The organism is Bradyrhizobium sp. UFLA03-84 (genome assembly GCF_002289535.1).
Classification (GTDB): domain Bacteria; phylum Pseudomonadota; class Alphaproteobacteria; order Rhizobiales; family Xanthobacteraceae; genus Bradyrhizobium; species Bradyrhizobium viridifuturi.
In genome coordinates, this window is record NZ_NSJY01000014.1 from 254,965 (window position 1) to 279,748 (window position 24,784).

Below are 24,784 nucleotides of genomic sequence, written 5' to 3' on the forward strand. Positions count from 1 at the left end.
GCCCTAAGGATTCAATTCGCGATCGACAAGCGAAAGAGAGCTCAATGCGCGCCGGCGCCGCCCGCCGCGCTCTTTGGCTTGCCGGTCAGAACGATCGCGATCGCAGCGAGCGCGAGCACGACGCCGATCACCGCGAAGGCGTCACTGAAGCCGAGCACCAGCGCCTGACGCTTCACGATATTGCCGATCGCCACGATTGCCTGGCTGTGCGCGGTGGCGGGGTCCGAGATGCCGTGGCTGAGGAAGTAGTTGGTGACTTCGGTAATCCGGGTCCGCACCTCGTCGCGGCCGAGATGAACGGACTGGCCGATGATGTTGGAGTGGAACTGCTCGCGCTTGGTGACGATGGTCGAAAGCAGCGCGGTGCCGATTGCGCCGCCGAGGTTGCGCATCATGTTGGAGATGCCGGAGGCCGCCGGTGCATCCTGCGGCGCGACGCTGCCGAGGCTGATGGCGGACAGCGGCGCCAGCGTAATCGCCTGGCCGACAGCGCGAACGATGTTCGGATAGAAGAACTGGTCGCCGGAATAGTCGAGCGACATCTGGATGTTCATGAAGGAGGAGACCGCGAACAGCGCCATGCCGGTGAACGCGATCAGCCGGGCATCGAAGCGCTGCATCAGCTTCGGCACCAGCGGGATCAGGATCAGCTGCGGCAGGCCGGTCCAGGCCAGCACCTGGCCGATCTGCTCGGCATTGTAGCGCTGCACCTGGCCGAGATAGGCGGGTAGCAGATAGACCGAGCCGAATAGCGCGAAGCCGACGAACACCGCCGAGATGGTGCCGAAGCCGAAGCTGCGCTGGGTCAGGAGCCGCAGCCGGAGCAGCGGCTTCTCGACGACCAGTTCGATCCAGACGAACAGGGTCAGGCTGACCGCGGCGATCACTGCGAGCTTGACGATGAAGGGCGAGCCGAACCAGTCGTCCTTGTTGCCTTCCTCCAGCACCGCCTGCAGCGATGACAGGCCGATCGCCATCGTGATAATGCCGAGCCAGTCACCTTCACGCAGCAGATGCAGCTGCATCGGCTGGCGCTCCAGCGTGAAATAGAGAGTAGCGACCATGACCGCGGTCGGGATCACGTTGACGAAGAAGATGGTCTGCCAGCCGTAATTCTCGGTCAGGTAGCCGCCGATGGTCGGGCCGATCGCCGGGGCAAAGGTCACGGCGAGCGCGAACATCGCCAACCCGATCGGCTGCTGCACCTTCGGCAGCTTGGTGAAAACCAGCGTGAAGGCCATCGGGATCAGCACGCCGCCAAAGAAGCCCTGCAGGCCGCGCATCGCGATCATCGATGGCAGATCGTGGGTGAAGGCACATGCGACCGAGAACAGCGCAAACAGCGTGGCGAAGCTGATGATGATCTTGCGGAACGAGAACACCCGGCTGAGGTAGTCGGTGAGCGGAATCACCACGATCTCGCCGATCAGATAGGACGTCGAGATCCACGAACCATTGTCGACGCCGGTTCCGATGCCGCCCTCGATGTTGAGCAGCGAGGCGTTGGTGATCTGGATGTTGAGGATAGCCATGAAGGCGCCGATCATGGCCGCCAGGATCGAGATCCAGACGGTCACACTTGCGCGATTGGGATCCACGGTGGCGCGAGGCGCGGCGGCGGAGGAGGAGAGCGCGAGGTCGGACATGACATCACCTATTTGAACGAGGCGACAGCGAGTTTCGGCGTGGCTTTGGCTTGCGGAGCTTGCGCGGCAGGATGTGAAAGTGTCGCGATGGAGGGGATCACCGACATGCCCGGCCGCAGATCGACATTGGTTGCGTCGAGCACGATCTTCACCGGGATGCGCTGCACCACCTTGGTGAAGTTGCCGGTGGCGTTATCCGGCGGCAGCAGCGCGAACTCCTGACCGCTCGCCGGCGCCAGGCTGTCGACATGGCCGCGTACGACCTGACCGGGGAACATGTCGACCTCGATCTCGACCGGCTGGCCCTTGCGGACATGGGTGAGCTGCGTCTCCTTGTAGTTTGCGATCACATAGGCGCCGGTGGCCGGCACCAGCGACATCAATTGCGTGCCGGCCTGGACGAACTGGCCGGTGCGCAGCGTGCGGTTGCCGACCACGCCGTCGATCGGCGCGGTGATGGTGGTGTAGCCAAGATTGAGCTCGGCCTGGTTCTGCAGGGCAGTGGCCCGTCCCAACGCCGCAACCGCCTGGGCGATCTCGGCCTTGAGCAGTTCCACCTGGCGCTCGGCGGAAGCGAGGTTTGCGGTGTCGCGGGCGATAGCGGCCTGCGCGCTGGCGTAGCGCGACTGCGCCTGCTGCGCGTTCTGCACGCTGCCGAAACCGGTGCCGGCGAGGTCGGTGTAGCGCTTGTTCTCCTGCTCGGCGAAGGTCTGCGTCGCGGTATCCACCGCAAGGGTCGCGCGCGCCGCCTCGATCACCGAGTGCTGCACGTCGAGCTGGGCACGCTTGCTGGTGATCGCGGCTTCGGCAGCAGCGACGTCGGCCTTCGACTGATCAAGCGCGACCTTGAAATCGCGCTCGTCGATCCGTGCCAGGATCTGCCCGGCACGTACATGCTCGTTGTCGCCCACCAACACCGCGCTGAGATAGCCGGAGACCTTCGGCGCGATCGTGGTGTTGTCGGCCTTCACATAGGCGTCGTCGGTCGAGACCTGAAAGCGGCCGACCGTCCAATAGTCCCAGCCGTACCAGGCGCCACCTGCGAGGACGGCCAAGGCTGCGCCGGCGAGGAGGAGGCGGCGAAGCTTGCCCTTGGCGGCGGCGGGCTTGGCTGTTTCCGGGTTGGCGATCAATTGCTTGGCGGTTGCGGCCGGAACCTGGCTCTCGGCCTTGAAAGAGGTTTCATGCTGGCTCATGGCAGTGGCTCCTGGAAGCTTTATATCCCTCTGGGAAACCTTGCGAATTTCGCTCCGGGTTGCCCTGGATAATTAGGAAACTTGATGTTTTCCAAAATATCCCCCATATTGGGACTGTCAATAGAATGACAGGCATCATCTAAAAGCATGGCTTGCCGATGAACCGGAATGACAAGGATCAGACTGAGCAAAACCTGGCTGTGCCGGAGCGGCGCGGCCGCGGGCGGCCGCAGCTTCGCTCCGACGACGAGACGCGCGCGCTGATCTATGAGGCCGCGCGGCGGGAGTTCTCGGAGCGTGGTTTCGCTGCGGCGAGCATCGCCGACGTCGCCTGCCGCGCCGGCGTCTCCACCAAGACTCTCTACCGGCTGATCCCGACCAAACTGGCGCTGTTCGAAGGCATGGTGACCGACCGGGTCGACCGGTTCGTCTCCATCGTGAGTCTCGGCGCCTGCGACGGCCGCAACGTTGCCGCGGCCCTGGAGGCCGCGTTGCTGACCTGCGCCGAGCTCATCCTCGACGCCGAGGTCATCGCCCTGCAACGGATCATCCTGGCCGAGAGCGACAAATTCCCCGACATTGCCGAGACGTTCTACGAGAAGGCGATGCAGCGGACCATCGCGGCACTGGCAAGCTGGCTCGGCGTGCAGCAGCGGCGAGGGCGGATCGTGCTCGACGATACTGAGGCCGCCGCGGGCATGCTGCTTGGCATGCTCGTGTTCAAGCCGCAACGCGACGTCATGTTCGGGCACAAGCCCGTGCTGACGCGCAACGAGATCGAGGCTCGCGCCAAGGCCTGTGCTGCGCTCTTTCTGTCCGGCTGCGCCGTGCCGGCAGGCCAGGCCAACGCGCAGAACGGAGGTGCATGATGCCGGAGCCGGCCGCGACCTATTCCGTCGAGGCGCAGATCTCGCGCGACGACCAGGCCAAATGCGAGGATGTGCTGGCGCGCTGGATGGCCGCGCTCAATCGTCATGACGCCGCGGCCATGGACACGCTGATGCACTTCCCGCATGTGCGGATCGCGGGCGGGGTGGTCACCGTCTATCAGCAGAGCGGCAACAATCCGATGGATTTGTTCGAGCGGCTGCGCAAGCAGGACGGCTGGCATCACAGCGCCTGGAACGAGACCAGGCTGGTGCAGTCCTCGCCGGCGAAGGCGCATTACGCCGTGCGCTACACGCGCTACCGCGAGGATGGCTCGGTGATCGGGATCTACGATTCGCTCTACGTGCTGAGCCTGCTCGGCGGCGCCTGGAAAATCCAGAGCCGCTCGAGCTTCGGCCCCTGAGCAAGCTGCGCCAGGCGCCGCATTACTTGGCCGCCGCCGAAGCGGGAGGCTGCGTCAACACTTGCCGGATCATCCGGGCGAGATCGGCCTTGCGATAAGGCTTCGGTAACAGCGTTACGTCGGGGTCGAGACGGCCGTGGTGGATGATCGCGTCCTCGGTATAGCCGGAGGTGAACAGCACGCGCACCGAGGGCAGCCTGGCGGTCACGGCATCGGCCACCTGCCGGCCGTTCATGCCGCCGGACATGATGACGTCGGTGAACAGCACGTCGCAGACGAACCCATTGTCGACGGCGGCCAGTGCTTCCGGGCCGTTGGCGGTGACCATCGTGCGGTAGCCGAGCTGCTCGAGCTGGGCGCTGACGTAGTTGCGCACCAGCGGATCGTCCTCGACGACCAGGATGGATTCATGGCCGCCGCGCGTGTCGACCGGGGCAGGCGGTTCGACATCGACCATGTCGCCCATGCTGCGCGGCAGATAGAGCTTGATCGACGTACCGTGGCCTTCTTCGGAATAGATCTTGAGGTGGCCGTCGGACTGCTTGATGAAGCCGTAGACCATGCTCAGCCCGAGGCCGGTGCCCTTGCCGGTGTCCTTGGTGGTGAAGAACGGTTCGAACACCTTGTCGCGGATTGCCGCGGGGATGCCGCCGCCGGTGTCGCTGACGGCGACCATCACGTATTCACCCGCGCGCACATCGGGGTTGGCCGCGGCATAGACCTCGTCGAGGATAACGTTGCTGGTCTCCAGCATCAGCTTGCCGCCTTCGGGCATCGCATCGCGGGCGTTGACGGCGAGATTGAGCAGCGCGGTCGCCATGTGATTGGGATCGATGAAGGCCGGCCAGGCGTCGGGCTCGAGCGCGGTATCGATCTCGATCTGCTCGCCGAGCGACGGGCGCAGCAGCCGCGCGGTGTCCTGCACCAGCGTGTTGAGGTTGGCCTCACGCGGTTGCAGCGGCTGCTGCCGCGAGAAGGCCAGCAGATGCTTGGTCACCTCGGCGCCGCGGAAGGCGGCGTCGCTGATCATTTTCGTCACCGACGATAGCGCGGCGTCGTGCTCGACCGCCTCGGCGAGGATGTCGATCAGGCCGGTGATGACGGTCAGGATGTTGTTGAAGTCGTGGGCAATGCCGCCGGTGAGGTGCCCGACGGCCTCCATCTTCTGCACCTGGCGCAGCTTCTGCTCGGCCTCGAGCTGCTCGCGGGCGGCCTCGACCTCGCGGGCGCGCATGAAGATCTCGGCTTCCATCTGCTCGGTGCGCTCGCGCAGCCGGTCGGTCAGCTTGTCCTGCTCGGCGCCGCGCTGCTTCAACTGAATGAAGCTGGTGACGTCTTCGACCCGATGGATGATGTAGGTGAACTGTCCGGTCGGCCCGAACACCGGCGTATTACGCGGGCTCCAGTACTTTTCCTCGAACCCGCCGCCCTCCGACTCGGGCTTGCGGATGTCGTATTTCTGCACCGACATGGTGTCGGGGCGGCGGAACTGGACCACGCGTTCGAGCGAGGCGCGCAGGTTTCGCACCCCGTCGGCGGCCGGATCGTCCGGATTGTCGGGAAATACGTCGAACAGCCCGCGCCCGAGGATCGCGGCACGCTCGGTCTTGGTGGCGCGCAGATAGGCGTCGCTCACTGCCACGATGCGGAAGTCGGGCTGGGTCAGCACCAGATAGAGGCCGGGCGCCGCCTCGAATAACGCCTTGAAGTCAGGCATCGGCGGGGACTGGTTTTGCAGTTCATCCTCCCTCGCAGGGATACGGTCCGCCACTGACCGCACCTCAAGATGTGACATGCGTTTGCCGGAACTTCAATGGTTAACATACGGTAGCGGCTTGATTTTTTCGATCGAGCGGGGGGCGCGGCGCGGGGCCGCTAGTGCGAATTCGGCAGGTAGCGCCAGCCCTCCTTGCCGAGGAAGTCCAGCATGGCCTGTGCGGGCGGCAGCAGGATCTTGTCGGTGCGCCGGATCGCGTGCCACTGCCGGACGATCGGCAGGCCCTTCACCTTGAGGACCACCAACCGGCCGTCCTCCAGCTCGTGGAACACGGTGTGCTGGGAGATGAAGGCGATGCCGAGCCCGGCCATGACGGCCTGCTTGATGGTCTCGTTGCTGTCCATCGCCATGCCGAGCTTCGGCTCCAGTCCGACCCGCTCGAAATATTGCTGCATCAGCATCCGCGTGCCGGATCCCTGTTCGCGGGTGATGAAGGTCTCGTTGGCGAGCTCCGGCGGCGAGACGTGCCGCCGCCGCGCCAGCCGGTGATCGGGTGCCGCGATGATGAAGTGCGGATGGCGGCCGAGCGGCTTCATCTCGACCTCGACATCGGCAGGCGGCCGGCCCATCACAGCGATATCGAGATCGTAGCCGCGCAGCGCGTCGCGGATTTCCTCGCGGTTGCCGATCCGCAGCGTCACCTCGATCTTGGGAAAGCGGCGCGAGAACGCGGCGATCGCGAACGGCACGAAATACTTCGCGGTCGAGACCGCGCCCATCGCGACGCGGCCGCCGCTGCGGCCGGCGATCATGTCGAGCGACTGCTCGCAATCCTTCAGCGCCGCCTCGATCCGCTCGACCAGCGTCAGCACGTGCGCGCCGGCATCCGTCAGCGCCATGCCCTCGCCGGTGCGCTGGATCAGCGGCAGCCCCGCGAGCGCCTGCAGGTTGCGGAGCTGCAATGTCACTGCAGGCTGCGTCAGGTTCAACCGGTTGGCCGCCGAGGTGATCGAGCCGGCCTCGTGCAGGGTTGAGAGGGCGCGCAGCTGGCGAATGGTGAGATCCCGCGTGAAGTTGCCGGCCATGCCCAGCTCCATAAGAAAAACTTTGCCCGGACCAAAGATAATGAAATTTCCCTAATTGGGCAATTCGCGCGTTGATACGGCTAAGGCGACTCCCCTGAGGTCGCCTCTCGTAGCCTCGGGACAGAGGGCGCGATCATAGGGAGAGGCCGGTGGAGATTCGTCCTGCATTGCATGCCCATCTGGAGTGGCCGACGCAGCATAGCCCGTTGCGCGCCGCGACCGTTGCGGTGATCGAAGCGCTGGCCGGTGCCGCGATCGAGCTGTCGCGCATCATTGCCGCCGGGCCGCTCGCCGGCATCGTCGGCGAGAGCGGCGGCATCAATCCCGACGGTGATCGCCAGAAGACCCTCGACATCGTCGCCGACGGCCTGATGCGCGACGCGCTGCGCGCCGCGCCGGTCGCCGCCGTTCTCTCGGAGGAGGTCGAACTGCCGGAGACGCTCGATCCGGATGCGCCGCTCTGCGTCGCGATCGATCCGCTCGATGGATCAGCCAATCTCGAGAACAACATCTCGATCGGCACGATCTTCTCGATCCGGCCGAAGGGAAACGACATCATTTCGACCTTCTTCGAGCCCGGAACGGCGCAATGTGCCGCGGGTTTCTTCATCTACGGTCCGCAGATCGTGCTGGTGCTGGCACTCGACCAGCGCGTCGACTGTTTCACCCTGGATCCCAGAACAGGCGAGTTCGTGCTGACTGCACGCGACCTTCGGGTGCCGCAGGATACGCCGGAATTCGCCATCAACGCCTCGAACCGGCGGCACTGGAGCGGCCAGGTGCGCAACTATATCGACGAGTGCCTGGCCGGCGTGAACGGCGAGCGCGGGCAGGACTTCAACATGCGCTGGATCGGCTCGCTGGTGGCGGAAGCCTACCGCATCCTGATGCGCGGCGGCGTGTTCCTGTATCCGGCGGATGCGCGCCAGGGCTACCGCGAAGGCCGGCTTAGGCTGCTGTATGAAGCGCATCCGATCGCGCTGATCATGGAGTGGGCCGGCGGCGCCGCGTCGAGCGGCCGGTCGCGCATTCTCGAACTCTCGGCACGCACGCCGCATCAGCGCGTGCCGCTGATCATGGGATCGACGCGCGCCGTGCGCGACGTCGATGCGATCCACCTGACCGTCGAGCCGTTGTTCGAGAGCAGCGATGCCCCGCTGTTCGCGCGGCGCGGCCTGTTCCGCTGAAGGGGGAGCGTATGTCACGCAGGCATCCCATCATCTCGATCACCGGCTCATCCGGCGCCGGCACCACCTCGGTGAAGAAGACGTTCGAGAACATCTTCCGCCGCGAGAACGTGGTCGCGGCCTATGTCGAAGGTGACGCGTTTCACCGTTACGACCGCGCCGAGATGCGCAGCATGATGGTGGAGAAGGCGGAACGCGGCAACAAGCACTTCAGCCATTTCAGCCCCGAGACCAATCTGTTCGAGGAGCTGGAGAAGCTGTTCCGGGACTATGCCGAGACCGGCACCGGAACGACGCGGCACTATGTGCATGACGAGGAGGAATCGCGGCTCTACGGCGCCAAGCCCGGCACCTTCACCGCCTGGGAAGCGCTGCCGGAGAATTCGGATCTCTTGTTCTATGAGGGCCTGCATGGCGCCGTCGTCACCGACAAGGTGAATGTCGCGCAGCATGCCGACCTCAAGATCGGGGTCGTGCCGGTGATCAATCTCGAATGGATCCAGAAGCTGCATCGCGACCGCAGCCACCGCGGCTACTCGACCGAGGCGGTGACCGATACCATCCTGCGCCGCATGCCGGACTACGTGAACTACATCTGCCCGCAATTCACCGAGACCGACATCAACTTCCAGCGCGTGCCGACGGTCGATACCTCGAACCCGTTCATCGCGCGCTGGATCCCGACCCCTGATGAATCGATGGTCGTGATCCGGCTGAAGAACCCGCGCGGCATCGATTTTCCCTACCTGCTTTCGATGATCCCGCACAGCTTCATGTCGCGCGCAAACTCGATCGTGGTGCACGGTGCCAAGCTCGATCTCGCGATGCAACTGATCCTGACCCCGCTGATCCTGCAATTGATCGAACGAAAGAGGCGAACGATATGACCGCACTTGCGTCCGTTGCCAGCCGCCCCGACATCAGCCACGACGAGATGGCCAACGCCATCCGCTTCCTCGCCGTCGACGCCGTGGAGCAGGCGAAGTCCGGTCATCCCGGCATGCCGATGGGCATGGCCGATGTCGCGACCGTGCTGTTCACCGATTTCCTGAAGTTCGATCCGGCCGATCCGGCCTGGCCCGACCGCGACCGCTTCGTGCTGTCGGCCGGGCACGGCTCGATGCTGCTCTACGCGTTGCTTTACCTCACCGGCTACGAGAGCATGACGCTCGATCAGCTCAAGGCGTTCCGACAGTGGGGATCGCAGACCCCTGGGCATCCGGAGTATGGCCATACGCCTGGTGTCGAGACCACGACCGGGCCGCTCGGGCAGGGCATCGCGACTGCGGTCGGCATGGCGCTCGCCGAGCGCCTGATGAACGCGCGCTTCGGCGACGACTTGGTCGACCACTATACCTATGTGATCGCCGGCGATGGTTGCCTGATGGAAGGCCTGAGCCATGAGGCGATCTCGCTGGCCGGCCATTTGCGGCTCAATCGCCTGATCGTGCTGTTCGACGACAACCAGATCTCGATCGACGGCGCGACCTCGCTGTCCTGCTCGGACGATCAGGCGGCACGGTTTGCGGCCAGCGGCTGGAACGTCTGCCGCATCGACGGCCACGATCCGCAGGCGATCACTGCTGCGATCAGGCAGGCGCGCACGAGCGATCGGCCGTCGCTGATCGCCTGCCGCACCGTGATCGGGTTTGGTGCGCCGAACCGGCAGGGCAGCGAGAAGGTGCATGGCGCACCGCTCGGCACCGACGAGGTGGCGAAGACCCGCAGCGCGCTGCGCTGGCCGTATCCCGCATTCGAGATCCCCGATGTGGTGCTGGCCGAGTGGCGCGAGCTCGGCGGCCGCGGCCGCGATGCACGGCGCGCCTGGATCGAGCGCTCGCGTGCCGCCTGCAAGGCCGAGAAGGGCGAACGGTCGCCGTTCCACGATGCGCTGAACCGGAAACTGCCCTGCGCCTATACCAAGGCGATGGCAGCGCTCGTCGAGCGCTTTGCAACCGAACGGCCGAAGCTCGCGACGCGGCAGGCCTCGCAGCAGGTCATCGACGTGATCGCGGAAGCCTTGCCGAACCTGCTCGGCGGCTCGGCCGACCTCACGCACTCCAACCTGACGCAGGCGAAGTCGCAGGTTCCGGTGCGGCCGGACACGCTCGACGGCAGCTACATCCACTATGGCATCCGCGAGCACGGCATGGCCGCAGCGATGAACGGCATCGCGCTGCATGGCGGGTTCATTCCCTATGGCGGCACTTTCCTGAGCTTCGCCGATTACAGCCGGCCGGCGATCCGTCTCGCGGCTTTGATGGGGATCCGCGTCATCCATGTCATGACCCATGACTCGATCGGGCTTGGCGAGGACGGGCCGACGCATCAGCCGGTCGAGCATCTGGCGGCGCTGCGGGCGATCCCGAACCTGCTGGTGTTCCGTCCAGCCGACGCGGTCGAAACAGCGGAGGCCTGGGACTGCGCGCTCAACGCAGAGACCTCGCCGTCGATCCTCTGCCTGTCGCGGCAGGCGCTGCCGACGGTTCGCGATGGCGGCAAGGACAACCAGGTCGCGCTCGGCGCCTACGTTCTCGTCGAGCCGGCTTTCGCGCGTGACGTCACCCTGATTGCAACGGGTTCAGAGGTGTCGATTGCGCTCGAAGCCGCAAAGCTGCTGGCGGAAGCAGGGGTACAGGCCGCGGTCGTCTCGGCCCCGTGCTTCGACCTGTTCCGCCAGCAGCCGAGCGACTATCGCGCCAAGGTACTGGGCACCGCGCCGCGCGTCGGCGTGGAAGCCGCCGTCGAGGGCGACTGGGCGCGCTGGCTCGGCGACGACGGAGCCTTCGTCGGCATGACCGGCTTCGGCGCGTCCGCACCGGCCGATGTGCTGTACCGCGAATTCGGCATCACGCCTGCGGCGGTCGCCGCAACCGCAAAACAGCTCATCCAACGAGCGAATTGAAAGGAGGACGCCACGATGGCGCGGATCACACTGAGGCAATTGCTGGACCACGCCGCCGAGCGCGGCTACGGCGTGCCGGCCTTCAACATCAACAACATGGAGCAGGGTCTCGCCATCATGGAGGCGGCTGCCGCCTGCGACGCGCCGGTCATCATCCAGGCCTCGCGCGGTGCGCGGTCCTACGCCAACGACATCATGCTGGCGAAGATGATCGATGCGCTGGAGGAGATGTATCCGCAGATCCCGCTCTGCCTGCATCTCGACCACGGCAACGAGGAGGCGACCTGCGCCACCGCGATCCGCTATGGCTTCACCTCCGTGATGATGGACGGCTCGCTCAAGGCCGACGCCAAGACCGCGGCCGATTATGACTACAATGTCGATATCACCCGCCGGGTCGTCGACATGGCGCACTGGGTCGGTGCGTCGGTCGAAGGCGAGCTCGGCGTGCTCGGCTCGCTCGAGCATGGCGGCGGCGAGCAGGAGGACGGTCACGGGGTCGAAGGCAAGATCAGCCACGATCAGCTGCTCACCGACCCGGACCAGGCGGTCGATTTCGTCCGCGCCACCAAGGTCGATGCGCTCGCGATCGCGATGGGTACCTCGCACGGCGCCTACAAGTTCACGCGCAAGCCCGACGGCGAGATCCTGGCGATGCGCGTGGTCGAGGAGATCCACACGCGACTGCCCAACACGCATCTGGTGATGCACGGCTCGTCCTCGGTGCCGCAGGCGCTGCAGGACGTGTTCAACCAGTTCGGCGGCGAGATGCCGCAGACCTGGGGCGTGCCGGTCGAGGAGATCGTGCGCGGCATCAAGCACGGCGTGCGCAAGGTCAACATCGACACCGACTGCCGGCTGGCGATGGCCGCGGCCTTCCGCAAGGTCGCCGTGCAGTCGAAGAGCGAGTTCGATCCGCGCAAGTTCCTCAAGCCCGCGATGGATGCCCTGCGCGAGCTCTGCCGCGACCGCTTCGAGCAGTTCGGCACGGCCGGCAATGCCGCCCGGATCAAGGTGGTTGGCCTGCCGGAGATGGCCCGGCGCTACCGCGCCGGCGCGCTCGATCCGCAGATTGGAAAAATGACCCAGGCCGCCTGAGCAAATGGCGACGAAACACAGGAGATTGAGATGAACATGCAGCAGTCGATCACCGTGCGCGGCAAGGATCGCTACAAGTCCGGCGTGATGGAATACAAGCGGATGGGCTATTGGGAGCCGAACTACGAGCCCAAGGACACCGACGTCATCGCGCTATTCCGCGTCACGCCGCAGGACGGCGTCGATCCGACCGAAGCTTGCGCTGCGGTGGCCGGCGAATCCTCGACCGCGACCTGGACCGTGGTGTGGACCGACCGGCTGACGGCGGCGGAGAAGTACCGGGCGAAGTGCTATCGCGTCGATCCGGTGCCGAACTCGCCGGGCAGCTATTTCGCCTATATCGCCTACGACCTCGATCTGTTCGAGCCGGGCTCGATCTCGAACCTGACGGCGTCGATCATCGGCAATGTGTTCGGCTTCAAGCCGCTCAAGGCGCTGCGGCTCGAGGACATGCGGCTGCCGACCGCCTATGTGAAGACCTTCCAGGGCCCGGCGACCGGTATCGTGGTCGAGCGCGAGCGGCTCGACAAGTTCGGCCGTCCCTTGCTCGGCGCCACCGTGAAGCCGAAGCTCGGCCTGTCCGGCCGCAACTACGGTCGCGTCGTCTACGAGGCGCTGAAGGGCGGGCTCGACTTCACCAAGGACGACGAGAACATCAACTCGCAGCCGTTCATGCATTGGCGCGAGCGCTTCCTGTACTGCATGGAGGCGGTCAACCGCGCGCAGGCCGCGACCGGCGAGATCAAGGGCACGTACCTCAACGTCACCGCGGCGACCATGGAGGACATGTACGAGCGCGCCGAGTTCGCCCATGAACTCGGCTCCAACATCGTCATGATCGACCTCGTGATCGGCTACACCGCGATCCAGTCGATGGCGAAGTGGGCGCGCAGGAACAACATGATTCTGCATCTGCATCGCGCCGGTCACTCGACCTACACGCGGCAGCGCAGCCACGGCGTCTCGTTCCGCGTGATCGCGAAATGGATGCGGCTCGCAGGCGTCGATCACATCCATGCCGGGACCGTTGTCGGCAAGCTCGAGGGCGACCCGAACACCACGCGTGGCTACTACGACATCTGCCGCGAGGACTTCAACCCGATGCAGCTCGAGCACGGCGTGTTCTTCGACCAGAACTGGGCGAGCCTCAACAAGCTGATGCCGGTGGCCTCCGGCGGCATTCATGCCGGCCAGATGCACCAACTGCTCGACCTGCTCGGCGAGGACGTCGTGCTGCAGTTCGGCGGCGGCACCATCGGTCATCCGCGCGGCATCCAGGCCGGCGCAACCGCCAACCGCGTCGCGCTGGAAGCCATGATCCTCGCCCGCAACGAGGGCCGCGACTACGTCCATGAAGGGCCGGAGATCCTGGCCAAGGCGGCGCAGACCTGCACGCCGCTGCGCGAGGCGCTCGATGTCTGGAAGGACGTCACCTTCAACTACGAGTCGACGGATGCCCCTGATTTCGTTCCCACGCCGAGCATGGCGGTCTGACAGGAGTTTCTCATGCGCGTGACCCAAGGCTGCTTCTCATTCCTGCCCGATCTCACCGACGAGCAGATCGCTGCGCAGGTGCAATACTGCCTCGACAAGGGTTGGGCGGTGAACATCGAGTTCACCGACGACCCGCATCCCCGCAACACCTATTGGGACATGTGGGGCCTGCCGATGTTCGACCTGCGCGACGCAGCCGGCATCATGAAGGAGCTCGCCGACTGCCGGCGGGTCTATGGCGACCGCTACATCCGGATCTCCGGCTTCGATTCTGGCCATGGCTGGGAGTCGGTGCGGCTGTCCTTCATCGTCAACCGGCCGCGCGAGGAGCCCGGCTTCCGGCTCGATCGTCAGGAGGCCGCCGGTCGTAACCTGCATTACTCGACGCATTCTTATGCGGCGGGCCGCCCCGAGGGCGAACGCTACGCCGATCAGTGACCGCGTCCGGTTGGCAAGCCAGGCGGGTTGCTCCCTCGACCGTCTGGTCCGGATGCACTTCTCCGTCGTCGCCGCAGCGGCGACGGAGCTTTTCTTGAAGCGAGAGGATGATGACCCAAGTACAGGAACAGATCCGCGAGACGCCGCCCGAGACCATCGACCTCCGGCATGAATTCGCCGACCTCGGCATCGGTGATGTGCTCGACCAGCTTGATTCCGAATTGATCGGCCTGAAGCCGGTGAAGACCCGCATCCGCGAGATCGCGTCACTGCTGCTGGTCGAGCGCATCAGGCAGAAGATGGCGCTGGCAACGACATTTCCGACGCTGCACATGTCGTTCACCGGCAATCCCGGCACCGGCAAGACGACGGTCGCGCTGCGGATGGCCGGCATCCTGCACAAGCTCGGCTTCGTCCGCCGCGGCCACGTCATCAGCGTCACGCGCGATGACCTCGTCGGGCAGTATATCGGCCACACCGCGCCGAAGACGAAAGAGATCTTGAAGAAGGCGATGGGCGGCGTGCTGTTCATCGACGAGGCCTATTACCTGTACCGGCCTGAAAACGAGCGCGACTACGGTCAGGAGGCGATCGAGATCCTGCTGCAGATCATGGAAGCGCAGCGCGAGGACCTGGTGGTGATCCTGGCCGGCTATGGCGACCGCATGGAAAAATTCTTCCAGAGCAATCCGGGGTTCCGGTCGCGCATCGCGCATCATATCGACTTCCCGGATTATTCGGACGGCGAGCTGCTGTGGATCGCCGAGCTGATGTTGCAGCAGCAGAATTATCGTTTCTCTCCGGAGGCACGCGAGGCTTTCACCCAGTACATCGGCATCCGCAAGGAGCAGCCGCTGTTCTCCAATGCGCGCTCGATCCGCAATGCGCTCGACCGTATCCGGCTGCGCCAGGCCAACCGGATCGTGGCGAAGCTCGACCGCACGCTCACGGCAGATGACGTGATGTCGATCGAGGCCGGCGACGTGCTGGCGAGCCGCGTGTTCACCAAAGGGATCGGCGCGGCGGGCGAGGGGCGATGAACCAGGCGCTCGCGGCGAGCCGGATCGCCGGGATGCGCGACATCATCGCGGGGGCGCGCGCCTTGATCTTCGATGTCGACGGCACGCTCGCCGAAACCGAGGAGGTGCACCGCCGTGCTTTCAACGAGGCGTTCGCCGAGGCCGGCCTCGATTGGTTCTGGGACCAGGTCACCTATGGACGGCTGCTTCGGGTCGCCGGCGGCAAGGAGCGCATCCGCGCCTTCGACGAGCGCAACGCGGTGCCTATGCTGACATTCGCAGAGATCGCCGACCTGCACCGGATCAAGACCGCGCGCTACGCAGCGCTGATCGCGGCAGGCGGCTGCCCGTTGCGGCCGGGTGTGCGGGCCTGGCTCGCCGGCGCACGCCGCCGCGGCCAGCGGCTGGCGATCGCCACCACGACCTCGCACGGCAATATCGAGGCGCTGCTGTCGGTTGCGTTGGGGGCGGACTGGGCCGATCTGTTCGAGGCCATCGTCGCCGGCGACGACGTGCCGCGGAAGAAGCCGGCCCCGGACGTCTATATCGAGGTCCTGGCGCGGCTCGGGCTCGGGCCGGCTGATTGCATCGCGGTCGAGGATTCCGGCAATGGCCTGGCCGCCGCGGCGCGGGCCGGCATCCCCGCGGTCATCACCCGGAGCACCTATTTCAGCGACGATGATTTCTCCGAGGCGCTCCTTGTCGTCGACGATCTCTCCGAGATCGACGGCTAAGGCCCGCCTGCCGTGTAGCAGGGAGGCCGCTCCGGACATTTTATTCGGATGACTAAATAAATTGATCTTGCATCCATAGCATAGTAGGGGCACTTTCAGCCAGAAGCTGTGCCGAACTGTCAGAAAGTCTGCCGGTCGGTGACGAGTGCCAACAATATTGGGAGCGCGCGCCTGATGATCCTCGATGAGCCAAGTCAATTTATTCGGTTAGTGAAATAAATTGTGCTTGCGTCCGTGAGACAAGTAGGGGCACCATCCACCAAAGGTTGCCAGAAGCAGTACCAAGCCACCAGAGGACGTTCTGGAGGACGTTGGCGCGTGCCGGCAATTCGGGGAGACAGCGCCTCATGATCCTTCATGTCATTCGGACGGCTCGCTCGTCCCACCGCATGACTTGCGGATGACCTCATCATAGCGGGATCGATATGGTTGATCGTGCGAAGTGAGCATGGCGCCGTTGACAGGCATAACCGACATTCCGCGATTTCGGCTCGTGACGGTCCCAGCGCCGACCGACATCGCCGTAGATCTGTGACCAACCAATGATAGCCGTCGATTGACGCTGTCCAAGACAACGATACCCAACTCAAAAAGCCAAGGGAGTGACGCATGTTCAGATTGAAGGTCTCGTTGATCGCACTGGCGCTGGCAGGTCTCACCGCGGCCGCACCGGAGGCGCTCGCCCAGAGCAAGCCGACCATCGGCATCGCGATGCCGACCAAATCCTCGGCGCGCTGGATCGACGACGGCAACAACATGGTCAAGGTGCTGAAGGAGCGCGGCTACGGTACCGACCTGCAATATGCCGACGACGACATCCCGAACCAACTCTCCCAGGTCGAGAACATGGTGACCAAGGGCTCCAAGGTGCTGGTCATCGCGGCGATCGACGGCACCACGCTATCCGACGCGCTGAAGCAGGCCAAGGCGCAGGGCATCACGGTCATCGCCTATGACCGTCTGATCCGGGATACACCGAATGTCGACTACTACGCGACCTTCGACAATTTCCAGGTCGGTGTTCTGCAGGCGAACTCGATCGTGAATGCGCTCGGCCTGAAGGACGGCAAGGGGCCTTTCAACATCGAGCTGTTCGGCGGCTCGCCCGACGACAACAACGCCTATTTCTTCTACGACGGCGCGATGTCGGTGCTGAAGCCGTACATCGACAGCGGCAAGCTGGTGGTGGCCAGCGGCCAGATGGGCATGGACAAGGTCGCGACCCTGCGCTGGGACGGCGCCACCGCGCAGGCGCGGATGGACAATCTGCTCAGCGCCTTCTACGGCAAGAAGCGGGTCGATGCGGTGCTGTCGCCCTATGACGGCCTGTCGATCGGCATCATCTCCTCCCTGAAGGGGGTCGGCTACGGCAGCAAGGACCAGCCGATGCCCTATATCAGCGGTCAGGATGCCGAGGTGCCGTCGATCAAGGCGATGCTGCGCGGCGAGCAATACTCGACCATCTTCAAGGACACCCGCGATCTCGCCAAGGTCACTGCCGACATGGTCGACGCCGTGCTGAGCAAGAAGGAGGTCAGTGTCAACGACACCAAGACCTACAACAACGGGGTCAAGGTGGTTCCGTCCTATCTGCTCAAGCCGGTCGTGGTGGACAAGACCAATTGGGAGAAAGTCCTGATTGACAGCGGCTACTATAAGCGCTCGCAATTCGACTAAGGCGGGTGAGCCGGACGCACCCCGCCAAGGCCGATCGACGCTGCGAGACATGATCCGATGACGGCGATGCTTGAGATGCGTGACGTCAGCAAGAGCTTTGCCGGCGTGCAGGCATTGCGTGACGTCAACTTCACCGTGGAAGCCGGCCAGATCCATGCTCTGGTCGGCGAGAACGGTGCCGGCAAGTCGACCCTGATGAAGGTGCTGAGCGGGGTTTATCCCGCCGGCAGCTATGAGGGGGCGATCCTGTTCGACGGCGAGGAACGCCGGTTTCGCGATATCAACGATTCCGAGGAATTGGGGATCATCATCATCCACCAGGAGCTGGCGCTGATCCCGCTGATGTCGATCGCCGAGAATATCTTTCTGTCGCGCGCACCGTCACGGTACGGCGTGATCGACCGCAATGCGGTGTACCGGAGGACGGCGGAGCTGCTGGCGCAGGTAGGCTTAAGGGAATCGCCGGACACCCTGGTCACCGATCTCGGCGTCGGCAAGCAGCAGCTGGTCGAGATCGCCAAGGCGCTGTCGAAGAAGGTGCGCCTGCTGATCCTGGACGAGCCGACCGCGAGCCTCAACGAGGCCGACAGCGCCGCGCTGCTCGACCGGCTGCTGGCGTTCCGCGAGCAAGGCATCGCCTCGATCCTGATCTCGCACAAGCTGAACGAAGTCGCACGCGTCGCCGACCGCATCACGGTGCTGCGCGACGGCCGTACCGTCGACAGCATCGATTGCCGGACCGAAGCGGTCGACGAAGACCGGATCATCCGTAGCATGGTCAACCGCGATCTCGCGCATCGCTTCCCGGAGCGCAACGTCGCGATCGGCAATCCCGTGATGACGGTCGAGAACTGGTCGGTGTATCACCCGCTGCACACCGCCCGGCAGGTGATCAAGAACGTCGACTTCAAGGTGCGGCGAGGCGAGGTGGTCGGCATCGCCGGCCTGATGGGCGCCGGCCGTACCGAATTCGCCATGAGCCTGTTCGGCAAGGCCTGGGGCTACAACATCACCGGCAAGATCCGCCTTGACGGACGCGAGGTGAGCCTCACCGGTGTGCCGGCCGCGATCGACGCCGGGCTTGCCTATGTCACCGAGGACCGCAAGCAGCTCGGGTTGATCCTCGCCGACGACGTCCGCAAGAACGTGACGCTAGCGAGCCTTCGCCAGGTCGCCGAGCGCGGTGTGATCGACGATGTCGTCGAGCTGAAGGCCGCGAGCGATTACCGCAACCGGATGCGGATCCGCTGTTCCGACGTCTATCAGGAGGCCGGGCAGCTTTCGGGCGGCAACCAGCAGAAGGTGGTGCTGTCGAAATGGCTGATGACCGATCCGCAAGTGCTGCTGCTGGACGAGCCGACCCGCGGCATCGACGTCGGGGCCAAGTACGAGATCTACTGTATCATCAACGAGCTCGCGGAAGCTGGCAAGGGTGTCGTGGTGATCTCGTCGGAGATGCCGGAACTGCTCGGCATCTGCGACCGGATCTGCGTCATGAATGACGGCGCCTTCGTCGGCGAGTTTGCCAAGGACGATGCGACGCAGGAGAAGATCATGCGCGCCATCATGCGCAATGTCAGGATGTCCGGGAGCGGCGCACATGACGATGCCGTGCGGGTGGCAGGAGGAGCGCAATGACCGACAAGACGGTGTCACTTCCCGAGGCCCCCAAGCACTCCGGCTTCATCAAGAACAATCTGCGCAACTACGGCATGCTGCTGTCGCTGCTCGCGATCATGCTGTTCTTCCAGATCGTGACCGACGGCACGCTGTTGCAGCCGGTCAATCTCACCAATCTCGTGCTGCAGAACAGCTACATCGTGATCATGGCGCTCGGCATGCTGCTGGTGATCGTCACCGGGCATATCGATCTGTCGGTCGGCTCGGTCGCGGGATTCGTCGGCGCGGTCGCGGCGGTGCTGATGGTGACCTACCATATCGACTACCCGATCGCCTTCATCGCCTGTCTGTTGATCGGTGCTGCGATCGGCGCGGCGCAGGGCTACTGGGTCGCCTATTTCAAGATCCCATCCTTCATCGTGACCCTGGCGGGCATGCTGGTGTTCAAGGGCCTTGCGCTCGCGGTGCTGCAGGGGCGCTCGGTCGGGCCGTTTCCGCCGACCTTCCAGAAGCTGTCGTCCGGCTTCATCCCCGAGCTGTTCCCGAGCGCCGGCACGCTCTATCCGACTTCGCTCTTGATCGGCGTCGTGCTGGCGTTCGCGCTGGTGCTGGCGAGCGCCAGGGGGCGGGCGCGCGAGCAGTCGCACGGCATCGAGGTCGAGCCCTACGCGTTCTTCGTCGCCAAGAGCATCGCGCTGGCCGGCGCGGTGCTCTATTTCACCTATCTGATCGCCTCGCATCGCGGCCTGCCGAACGTGCTCGTCATCATGACGGTGCTGATCGCGGCCTATGGTTTCGTCACGCGACGCACGGTGATCGGGCGGCAGATCTATGCGGTGGGCGGTAATGCCAAGGCCGCGAAGCTGTCGGGGGTCAAGACCGAGCGGCTGACCTTCTTCACCTTCGTCAACATGGGCGTGCTCGCGGCGCTCGCCGGGCTGGTGTTCGCGGCGCGGCTCAATACTGCGACGCCGAAAGCCGGCCTTGGCTTCGAGCTCGACGTGATCGCCGCCTGCTTCATCGGCGGCGCCTCGGCCTATGGCGGCGTCGGTCGGGTCGGCGGCGCCGTGGTCGGCGCTATGATCATGGGCGTGATGAACAACGGCATGTCGATCCTCGGCATCGGCATCGATTACCAGCAGGTGATCAAGGGCCTCGTCCTGCTCGGCGCCGTCTGCATCGATGTCTACAACCAGCGCCGGTGATTGCCGCACGGTCATGATTTCGCGATATGATACCTGTGCAACGCAGGAGAATGCCGCGTGAAACTATCCCATGTCGATGCGCTGACCATCGGAAATATCCTTGCTGAAGTCGGCCGCGTCGAGATCATGCCGCGGTTCCGCCGTGTCCGCGAGATCGAGGTCCGCACCAAGACGTCGGCGTTCGACGTCGTCACCGAAGCCGATGAGCTGGCGGAGCAGGCGATCTCGGCGGCGCTGCTCCGGGCGTTTCCGAATGCGGTCGTGATCGGCGAGGAAGCGACGTCGCGCGATCCGTCCGCGCTCGATCAGGTCGGAACCGCGGAGCTCGCTTTCATCATCGATCCGATCGACGGCACCCGGAATTTCACCACGAGCCTGCCGCTGTTCGGCACCATGGTGGCCGCCACGATGCGCGGGGAGATCGTGTTCGGCGCGATCCACGATCCCGTCTGCAACGACACCGCGTTCGCGCTGCGCGGCGAGGGCGCCTGGCTCGAGATGCCTGATGGCAGCCGGCATGACCTGAAGGTGGCACCGGCGGTGCCGGTCAAGCAGATGGACGCGGTGATCGGCGTCAACTTCCTGCCCGAGGCGCTGCGCCCGATCGTCGCCGGCAACCTGTCCAAGCTTGGTGTCAGCGCCTGGCTCCGATGCGCCGCGCACGAGTATCGGATGGCGGCATCCGGCCATTGCCATCTGTTGTTCTACAACAAGCTGATGCCGTGGGATCATGCCGCGGGCTGGCTGCTGCATCGCGAGGCCGGCGGCTACAGCGCGCATTTCGACGGTTCACCCTACAAGCCGGTCAATCTAACCGGCGGCCTGCTGTGCGCGCCCGACGAAGCGAGCTGGCATGCGGCACAGCAGGCGATCCTGACGCCGGCCGAGTAGCGGCGGAAATTCCGCGAGTACGGTTCAATTGGCAAACCGCTTGCTCAGTGTCATCACCCACGCAACGACGCTTCCCGCGCGTCGTCCTGGCTTTCGCCGGGACGACGATGAGGATCGTTTCGATTCCAAGCTCTCGATGTCATCACCCGCGAAGGCGGGTGATACGGTATTCCAGAGACATCCGTGCTTGAGCCGAGAGGCCGCGGCGTACTGGATCGTCCGCTCAAGCCGGGCGATGACAGCGAAGTGAGCACACAGCTCTTCCCGCGCGTCGTCCCTGCGAACGCAGGGACCCATACTCCGCGGCGGAGATTGTGAACGGGACTCGTCGTTCCATCGTCGCGAAACAATCTGCATTTGTCGTGACGGGTCCTTGCGTTCGCAGGGACGACACTGAATGTGTTGCGCGGGTGGCGGGCCGCAGCGCTGCGTTCTCGCGGCATGTTTTATCCGGGCTTCCATCTCGCCGCGCGTTCGCCTGGCTGACCGGATAACGATCACCGGGTCATGCCCGGAGGCCCGGGCATGACCCACGGAAGCGTTACTCGCTGCCGACTTCGCCGGTGATGATGTTGCCGAACAGCGTCCAGCTTTCGCCTTCGAACCGCATCAGCTGCGACTGCTCGATCGGACGGAAGTCGGTCGCGCTGGTGTTGATCCTGATCCCGGGCAGGATCATCTTCGGCGCAAAGTCCTTCAGGCTGGCGGCCTGCTTCATCACGTTCTCGCGCGTCAGGTCGTCGCCGCATTGCTTGAGCACTTGCGCGAGCGTTTGCGCAGCGGCGTAGCCATAGACGTGATTGCCGTTGGTCTTGTCGCCGTCGGGCATGTACTTGTCCATGAACGTCCGCCACTCCTTGGTCTCGGCGTCATCGGCCCAGATTTTGTCGGTCGGGTCCTTCAGATAGGCGACCGAGATGATGCCTTGCGAATGCTCGACGCCGGCGGCGCGCATGACAGAGGCGACCGATGTCGCGGTCGAGGTCAGGAAGAAGGTCGGCTTCCAGCCGAGCTCGGCGACCTTCTTGATGGTCTGCGCCGCGCCTTTCGGCGCCGCCCAGGTGAACAGGATGTCGGCGCCCGAGGCGCGCAGCGCCACGATCTGCGAATCCAACGTCGGATCGGTGAGTTCATAGGATTTGTCGGCGACGATCATGCTGCTCGCCTTGTCGCCGAGGCCGTCGCGCAATCCCTTCAGCGCGTCCTTGCCGGCATCGTCGTTCTGCCAGAGCACCGCGATCTTGCCGTTCGGCAAATTGTCCAGGATGTACTTGGCGTAGATGCGGCCCTCGCTCTGGTAGTTCGGTTGCCAGCCCATGGTCCAGGGAAAGTTCTTCGGATCACCGAACCGCGTCGCGCCCGATGCGATGAAGAGGTGGGGGACCTTCTTGGCGGTGAGATATTTCTGGATCGCGACATTGGGCGCGGTGCCGAGCGGCTGGAACACCAGCAACACCTCGTCGCCCTCGACCAGCTTGCGCGCCTGCTCGACCGATTTCGGCGGCGAGAAACCGTCGTCATAGCTGATGAAGTCGACCTTGCGTCCGTTGATGCCGCCCTGGTCGTTGATCATCTTGAAATAGGCTGCCTCGGTGCGGCCGATCGCGCCGTAGGCGGACGCGGGGCCGCTATAGGGCATGATGTTGCCAATCTTGATCTCGGTATCCGAGACCCCGGGGCCGTAGTTCTTCTGCGCCAGCGCGGGCGACAGCGCGCCGATCATGGCCGCGACTGCCACGCACGCGCGAAGACGAATTCCCTCCAACATCCCTCACTCACTCCCTGATTGTTCGCTGATCGCCTTGTTGCGTCTGCGGGCCCGATGGCCGGCGCGTTGACGCCCGGCGACAATTATCGTATGCGCTTCCAGTCTGGAAACGTTTCCAGACTAGCGCGTGTTCCCACAGATGGCAATATTCCCGCGGCCGGAGAGGTGTGACAAATGAGCAGACTGGAGCAGACCAGCCCGGACCATGGCGCAAGGCCGCCATTGGTCGCCGAATGCGATGCCGTCGTGGTCGGAGCCGGCTTCGGCGGGCTGTATGCGATCTACCGGCTGCGCGAGCTCGGGCTGAAGGTGATCGGCATCGAGGCGGCGTCCGACGTCGGCGGCACCTGGTACTGGAACCGCTATCCCGGCGCGCGCTGCGACATACCGAGCCTGTTCTATTCCTACACCTGGTCGGAGGAGCTGCGGCAGGAATGGCGCTGGAGCGAGAAATACGCCGCCCAGCCGGAGATCCTGCGCTATGCGCAGTGCGTCGCCGACCGGTTCGAACTGCGCTCGTTGATCCGCTTCGACACCCGCGTGACCAGCGCCGACTGGGACGAGGCCGGCGAGAGCTGGACCGTGCGCACCGATCGCGGCGATTGCATCGTCGCGTCGATTTGCGTGATGGCGACCGGCAATCTCTCAATGCCGAACAAGCCGACCTTGCCTGGGCTGGAGCGCTTTCGCGGGCCGGTCTATCACACCGGGCAGTGGCCGCATGAGGAGATCGACTTTTCCGGCTTGCGCGTTGCCGTGATCGGCACCGGCTCATCGGGCGTGCAGACCATCCCGATGGTTGCGAAGGCGGCGAGCCGCTTGACCGTGTTCCAGCGCACGCCGAACTACTCGGTGCCGGCGCGGAATGCGCCGCTGTCCGACGCCGATATCGCGGCCGCCGAGCCGTTGATCGCCAGATATCGCGAGAGCCTCGAGACGCCGGAGTTCGGGCGCGTGCCCGCGAATGCATTCGAGGCGTCAGTGCCTGATCGCGATGTGCAATGGGCGCGCTACGAACAGCTCTGGGAGCAGGGTGGCGGCGGCATCCTGACCGCGTTCCCCAATATCCTGACCGATGCGGCGGTCAACGACGTCGCCTGCGACTTCGTGCGCGACAAGATCCGCGGCATCGTCAACGATGCGGCGACGGCGGAAGCGCTGTCGCCGAAGGACTATCCGCTCGGCGTCAAGCGCATCTGCATCGATACCGGCTATTTCGCGACCTACAACCTGCCGCATGTCGAGCTCGTCGACCTGCGCGCCGAGCCGCTCACGGCGGTCACCGAGACCGGCCTCGAGACCGCGACGCGGTCGTTCGAGCTCGACGCGCTGGTGCTGGCGACCGGCTATGACGCGATGACCGGCGCGCTTGCCGCGATGCAAATCCGCGGCCGCGACGGCACGAGCTTGCAAGAGGCTTGGGCCGATGGACCCAGCGCCTATCTAGGCCTGATGGTGTCGGGCTTTCCGAACCTGTTCGTCGTGACCGGGCCGGGCAGCCCATCAGTTATTGGTAACGTGATCCACGCCTGCGAGAACCATGTCGAATGGATCGCAGCGTGCCTCGGCAGCATGCGCGCCAAGGGACAGACGCGGATCGAGCCGGAACGAGAGGCCGAGCGGGCCTGGATGGCGCATGTCGCGGATGCTGCCAGCCGCACGCTCTATCCGAAGGCCAATTCCTGGTACCAGGGCGCCAACATCGCGGGCAAGCCGCGGGTTTTCATGCCCTATGTCGGCCAGGGCTATCGCCACCGCATCGCGCAAATCGCGCAGCGCGGTTACGAGGGATTTGTGCTGAGCTGAAGCCGGA

At 64.6% G+C, this 24,784-nt stretch carries 20 protein-coding genes; 15 read left to right on the forward strand and 5 right to left on the reverse strand.

The genetic code is table 11. The features are described from left to right. Positions 1–41: 41 nt before the first annotated feature. The gene (locus tag CK489_RS22840; RefSeq protein ID WP_198961001.1) at positions 42–1,646 is read right to left on the reverse strand and encodes a DHA2 family efflux MFS transporter permease subunit; all 1,605 of its coding nucleotides are present in this window, start codon (positions 1,644–1,646) and stop codon (positions 42–44) included. A gap of 8 nt (positions 1,647–1,654) precedes the next feature. Beyond that, positions 1,655–2,842 (reverse strand): HlyD family secretion protein, encoded by a 1,188-nt coding sequence (locus CK489_RS22845; RefSeq protein ID WP_095733886.1) that lies wholly within the window; start codon positions 2,840–2,842, stop codon positions 1,655–1,657. Between the two features lie 158 nt (positions 2,843–3,000). Here CK489_RS22845 and CK489_RS22850 point away from each other — a divergent pair, with 158 nt between their 5' ends. After that, positions 3,001–3,711: a TetR/AcrR family transcriptional regulator gene (locus CK489_RS22850; protein ID WP_095733887.1), complete on the forward strand. Its 711-nt coding sequence runs from the start codon at positions 3,001–3,003 to the stop codon at positions 3,709–3,711. Further along, positions 3,708–4,133 carry a DUF6841 family protein gene (locus CK489_RS22855; RefSeq protein WP_050627817.1) on the forward strand — a complete coding sequence of 142 codons (426 nt, stop codon included), beginning with the start codon at positions 3,708–3,710 and terminating at the stop codon, positions 4,131–4,133. Before CK489_RS22850 ends, CK489_RS22855 begins: the two co-directional genes overlap by 4 nt. A gap of 22 nt (positions 4,134–4,155) precedes the next feature. On the opposite strand, the gene CK489_RS22860 is transcribed toward CK489_RS22855, so the two are convergent. Together CK489_RS22860 and CK489_RS22865 are read right to left on the reverse strand one after the other, a co-directional pair. After that, a complete protein-coding gene (locus CK489_RS22860; RefSeq protein WP_245350480.1) occupies positions 4,156–5,850 on the reverse strand; it encodes an ATP-binding protein in 1,695 nt (564 codons plus the stop codon). Between the two features lie 158 nt (positions 5,851–6,008). Continuing rightward, positions 6,009–6,935 carry a LysR family transcriptional regulator gene (locus CK489_RS22865; RefSeq protein ID WP_050627936.1) on the reverse strand — a complete coding sequence of 309 codons (927 nt, stop codon included), beginning with the start codon at positions 6,933–6,935 and terminating at the stop codon, positions 6,009–6,011. 167 nt (positions 6,936–7,102) lie between these two features. Between CK489_RS22865 and CK489_RS22870 the strand changes: the two genes are divergently transcribed. From CK489_RS22870 to CK489_RS22925, 12 genes are all read left to right on the forward strand, one after another. Then, positions 7,103–8,122: a class 1 fructose-bisphosphatase gene (locus CK489_RS22870; protein ID WP_095733888.1), complete on the forward strand. Its 1,020-nt coding sequence runs from the start codon at positions 7,103–7,105 to the stop codon at positions 8,120–8,122. An 11-nt stretch (positions 8,123–8,133) separates the two neighbouring features. Beyond that, positions 8,134–9,009: a phosphoribulokinase gene (locus CK489_RS22875; RefSeq protein WP_095733889.1), complete on the forward strand. Its 876-nt coding sequence runs from the start codon at positions 8,134–8,136 to the stop codon at positions 9,007–9,009. Then, positions 9,006–11,027: a transketolase gene (tkt, locus tag CK489_RS22880; protein WP_095733890.1), complete on the forward strand. Its 2,022-nt coding sequence runs from the start codon at positions 9,006–9,008 to the stop codon at positions 11,025–11,027. Before CK489_RS22875 ends, tkt begins: the two co-directional genes overlap by 4 nt. Before the next feature lie 15 nt (positions 11,028–11,042). Further along, entirely contained in the window at positions 11,043–12,125 is a 1,083-nt protein-coding gene (gene fba, locus CK489_RS22885; protein ID WP_050627822.1) for a class II fructose-bisphosphate aldolase, read from the forward strand. Between the two features lie 36 nt (positions 12,126–12,161). Beyond that, positions 12,162–13,619, forward strand: a complete 1,458-nt coding sequence (locus tag CK489_RS22890; protein WP_035653486.1) for a form I ribulose bisphosphate carboxylase large subunit — start codon at positions 12,162–12,164, stop codon at positions 13,617–13,619. A 12-nt stretch (positions 13,620–13,631) separates the two neighbouring features. Further along, complete coding sequence (locus CK489_RS22895; protein WP_050627823.1) at positions 13,632–14,057, forward strand: ribulose bisphosphate carboxylase small subunit; 426 nt, start codon at positions 13,632–13,634, stop codon at positions 14,055–14,057. Between the two features lie 110 nt (positions 14,058–14,167). Then, positions 14,168–15,097: a CbbX protein gene (cbbX, locus tag CK489_RS22900; protein WP_050627937.1), complete on the forward strand. Its 930-nt coding sequence runs from the start codon at positions 14,168–14,170 to the stop codon at positions 15,095–15,097. Further along, positions 15,094–15,810, forward strand: coding sequence for an HAD family hydrolase (locus CK489_RS22905; protein ID WP_095733891.1), 717 nt, complete (start codon positions 15,094–15,096; stop codon positions 15,808–15,810). Before cbbX ends, CK489_RS22905 begins: the two co-directional genes overlap by 4 nt. Positions 15,811–16,419: 609 nt before the next feature. Next, positions 16,420–17,487, forward strand: a complete 1,068-nt coding sequence (gene chvE, locus CK489_RS22910; protein ID WP_050627825.1) for a multiple monosaccharide ABC transporter substrate-binding protein — start codon at positions 16,420–16,422, stop codon at positions 17,485–17,487. A gap of 57 nt (positions 17,488–17,544) precedes the next feature. Beyond that, on the forward strand, positions 17,545–19,125 hold the full coding sequence (gene mmsA / locus CK489_RS22915; protein WP_095733892.1) for a multiple monosaccharide ABC transporter ATP-binding protein: 1,581 nt from the start codon (positions 17,545–17,547) through the stop codon (positions 19,123–19,125). Beyond that, entirely contained in the window at positions 19,122–20,312 is a 1,191-nt protein-coding gene (gene mmsB, locus CK489_RS22920; RefSeq protein ID WP_095733893.1) for a multiple monosaccharide ABC transporter permease, read from the forward strand. Before mmsA ends, mmsB begins: the two co-directional genes overlap by 4 nt. Positions 20,313–20,369: 57 nt before the next feature. After that, positions 20,370–21,203 carry an inositol monophosphatase family protein gene (locus CK489_RS22925; RefSeq protein WP_245350481.1) on the forward strand — a complete coding sequence of 278 codons (834 nt, stop codon included), beginning with the start codon at positions 20,370–20,372 and terminating at the stop codon, positions 21,201–21,203. A 541-nt stretch (positions 21,204–21,744) separates the two neighbouring features. Here the strand turns inward: CK489_RS22925 and CK489_RS22930 are convergent. After that, complete coding sequence (locus CK489_RS22930) at positions 21,745–22,971, reverse strand: ABC transporter substrate-binding protein (RefSeq protein ID WP_095733894.1); 1,227 nt, start codon at positions 22,969–22,971, stop codon at positions 21,745–21,747. Between the two features lie 174 nt (positions 22,972–23,145). Between CK489_RS22930 and CK489_RS22935 the strand changes: the two genes are divergently transcribed. Next, a complete protein-coding gene (locus CK489_RS22935) occupies positions 23,146–24,777 on the forward strand; it encodes a flavin-containing monooxygenase (RefSeq protein ID WP_095733895.1) in 1,632 nt (543 codons plus the stop codon). Positions 24,778–24,784: the final 7 nt, after the last annotated feature.

What these genes read in the sequence shown, in the direction of transcription:
- CK489_RS22840 (WP_198961001.1), bottom strand. Translation starts at nt 1,646, where the DNA reads ATGTCCGACCTCGCGCTCTCCTCCTCCGCCGCCGCGCCTCGCGCCACC.
- CK489_RS22845 (WP_095733886.1), bottom strand. Translation starts at nt 2,842, where the DNA reads ATGAGCCAGCATGAAACCTCTTTCAAGGCCGAGAGCCAGGTTCCGGCC.
- CK489_RS22850 (WP_095733887.1), top strand. Translation starts at nt 3,001, where the DNA reads ATGAACCGGAATGACAAGGATCAGACTGAGCAAAACCTGGCTGTGCCG.
- CK489_RS22855 (WP_050627817.1), top strand. Translation starts at nt 3,708, where the DNA reads ATGATGCCGGAGCCGGCCGCGACCTATTCCGTCGAGGCGCAGATCTCG.
- CK489_RS22860 (WP_245350480.1), bottom strand. Translation starts at nt 5,850, where the DNA reads ATGCCTGACTTCAAGGCGTTATTCGAGGCGGCGCCCGGCCTCTATCTG.
- CK489_RS22865 (WP_050627936.1), bottom strand. Translation starts at nt 6,935, where the DNA reads ATGGCCGGCAACTTCACGCGGGATCTCACCATTCGCCAGCTGCGCGCC.
- CK489_RS22875 (WP_095733889.1), top strand. Translation starts at nt 8,134, where the DNA reads ATGTCACGCAGGCATCCCATCATCTCGATCACCGGCTCATCCGGCGCC.
- tkt (WP_095733890.1), top strand. Translation starts at nt 9,006, where the DNA reads ATGACCGCACTTGCGTCCGTTGCCAGCCGCCCCGACATCAGCCACGAC.
- fba (WP_050627822.1), top strand. Translation starts at nt 11,043, where the DNA reads ATGGCGCGGATCACACTGAGGCAATTGCTGGACCACGCCGCCGAGCGC.
- CK489_RS22890 (WP_035653486.1), top strand. Translation starts at nt 12,162, where the DNA reads ATGCAGCAGTCGATCACCGTGCGCGGCAAGGATCGCTACAAGTCCGGC.
- CK489_RS22895 (WP_050627823.1), top strand. Translation starts at nt 13,632, where the DNA reads ATGCGCGTGACCCAAGGCTGCTTCTCATTCCTGCCCGATCTCACCGAC.
- cbbX (WP_050627937.1), top strand. Translation starts at nt 14,168, where the DNA reads ATGACCCAAGTACAGGAACAGATCCGCGAGACGCCGCCCGAGACCATC.
- CK489_RS22905 (WP_095733891.1), top strand. Translation starts at nt 15,094, where the DNA reads ATGAACCAGGCGCTCGCGGCGAGCCGGATCGCCGGGATGCGCGACATC.
- chvE (WP_050627825.1), top strand. Translation starts at nt 16,420, where the DNA reads ATGTTCAGATTGAAGGTCTCGTTGATCGCACTGGCGCTGGCAGGTCTC.
- mmsA (WP_095733892.1), top strand. Translation starts at nt 17,545, where the DNA reads ATGACGGCGATGCTTGAGATGCGTGACGTCAGCAAGAGCTTTGCCGGC.
- mmsB (WP_095733893.1), top strand. Translation starts at nt 19,122, where the DNA reads ATGACCGACAAGACGGTGTCACTTCCCGAGGCCCCCAAGCACTCCGGC.
- CK489_RS22930 (WP_095733894.1), bottom strand. Translation starts at nt 22,971, where the DNA reads ATGTTGGAGGGAATTCGTCTTCGCGCGTGCGTGGCAGTCGCGGCCATG.
- CK489_RS22935 (WP_095733895.1), top strand. Translation starts at nt 23,146, where the DNA reads ATGAGCAGACTGGAGCAGACCAGCCCGGACCATGGCGCAAGGCCGCCA.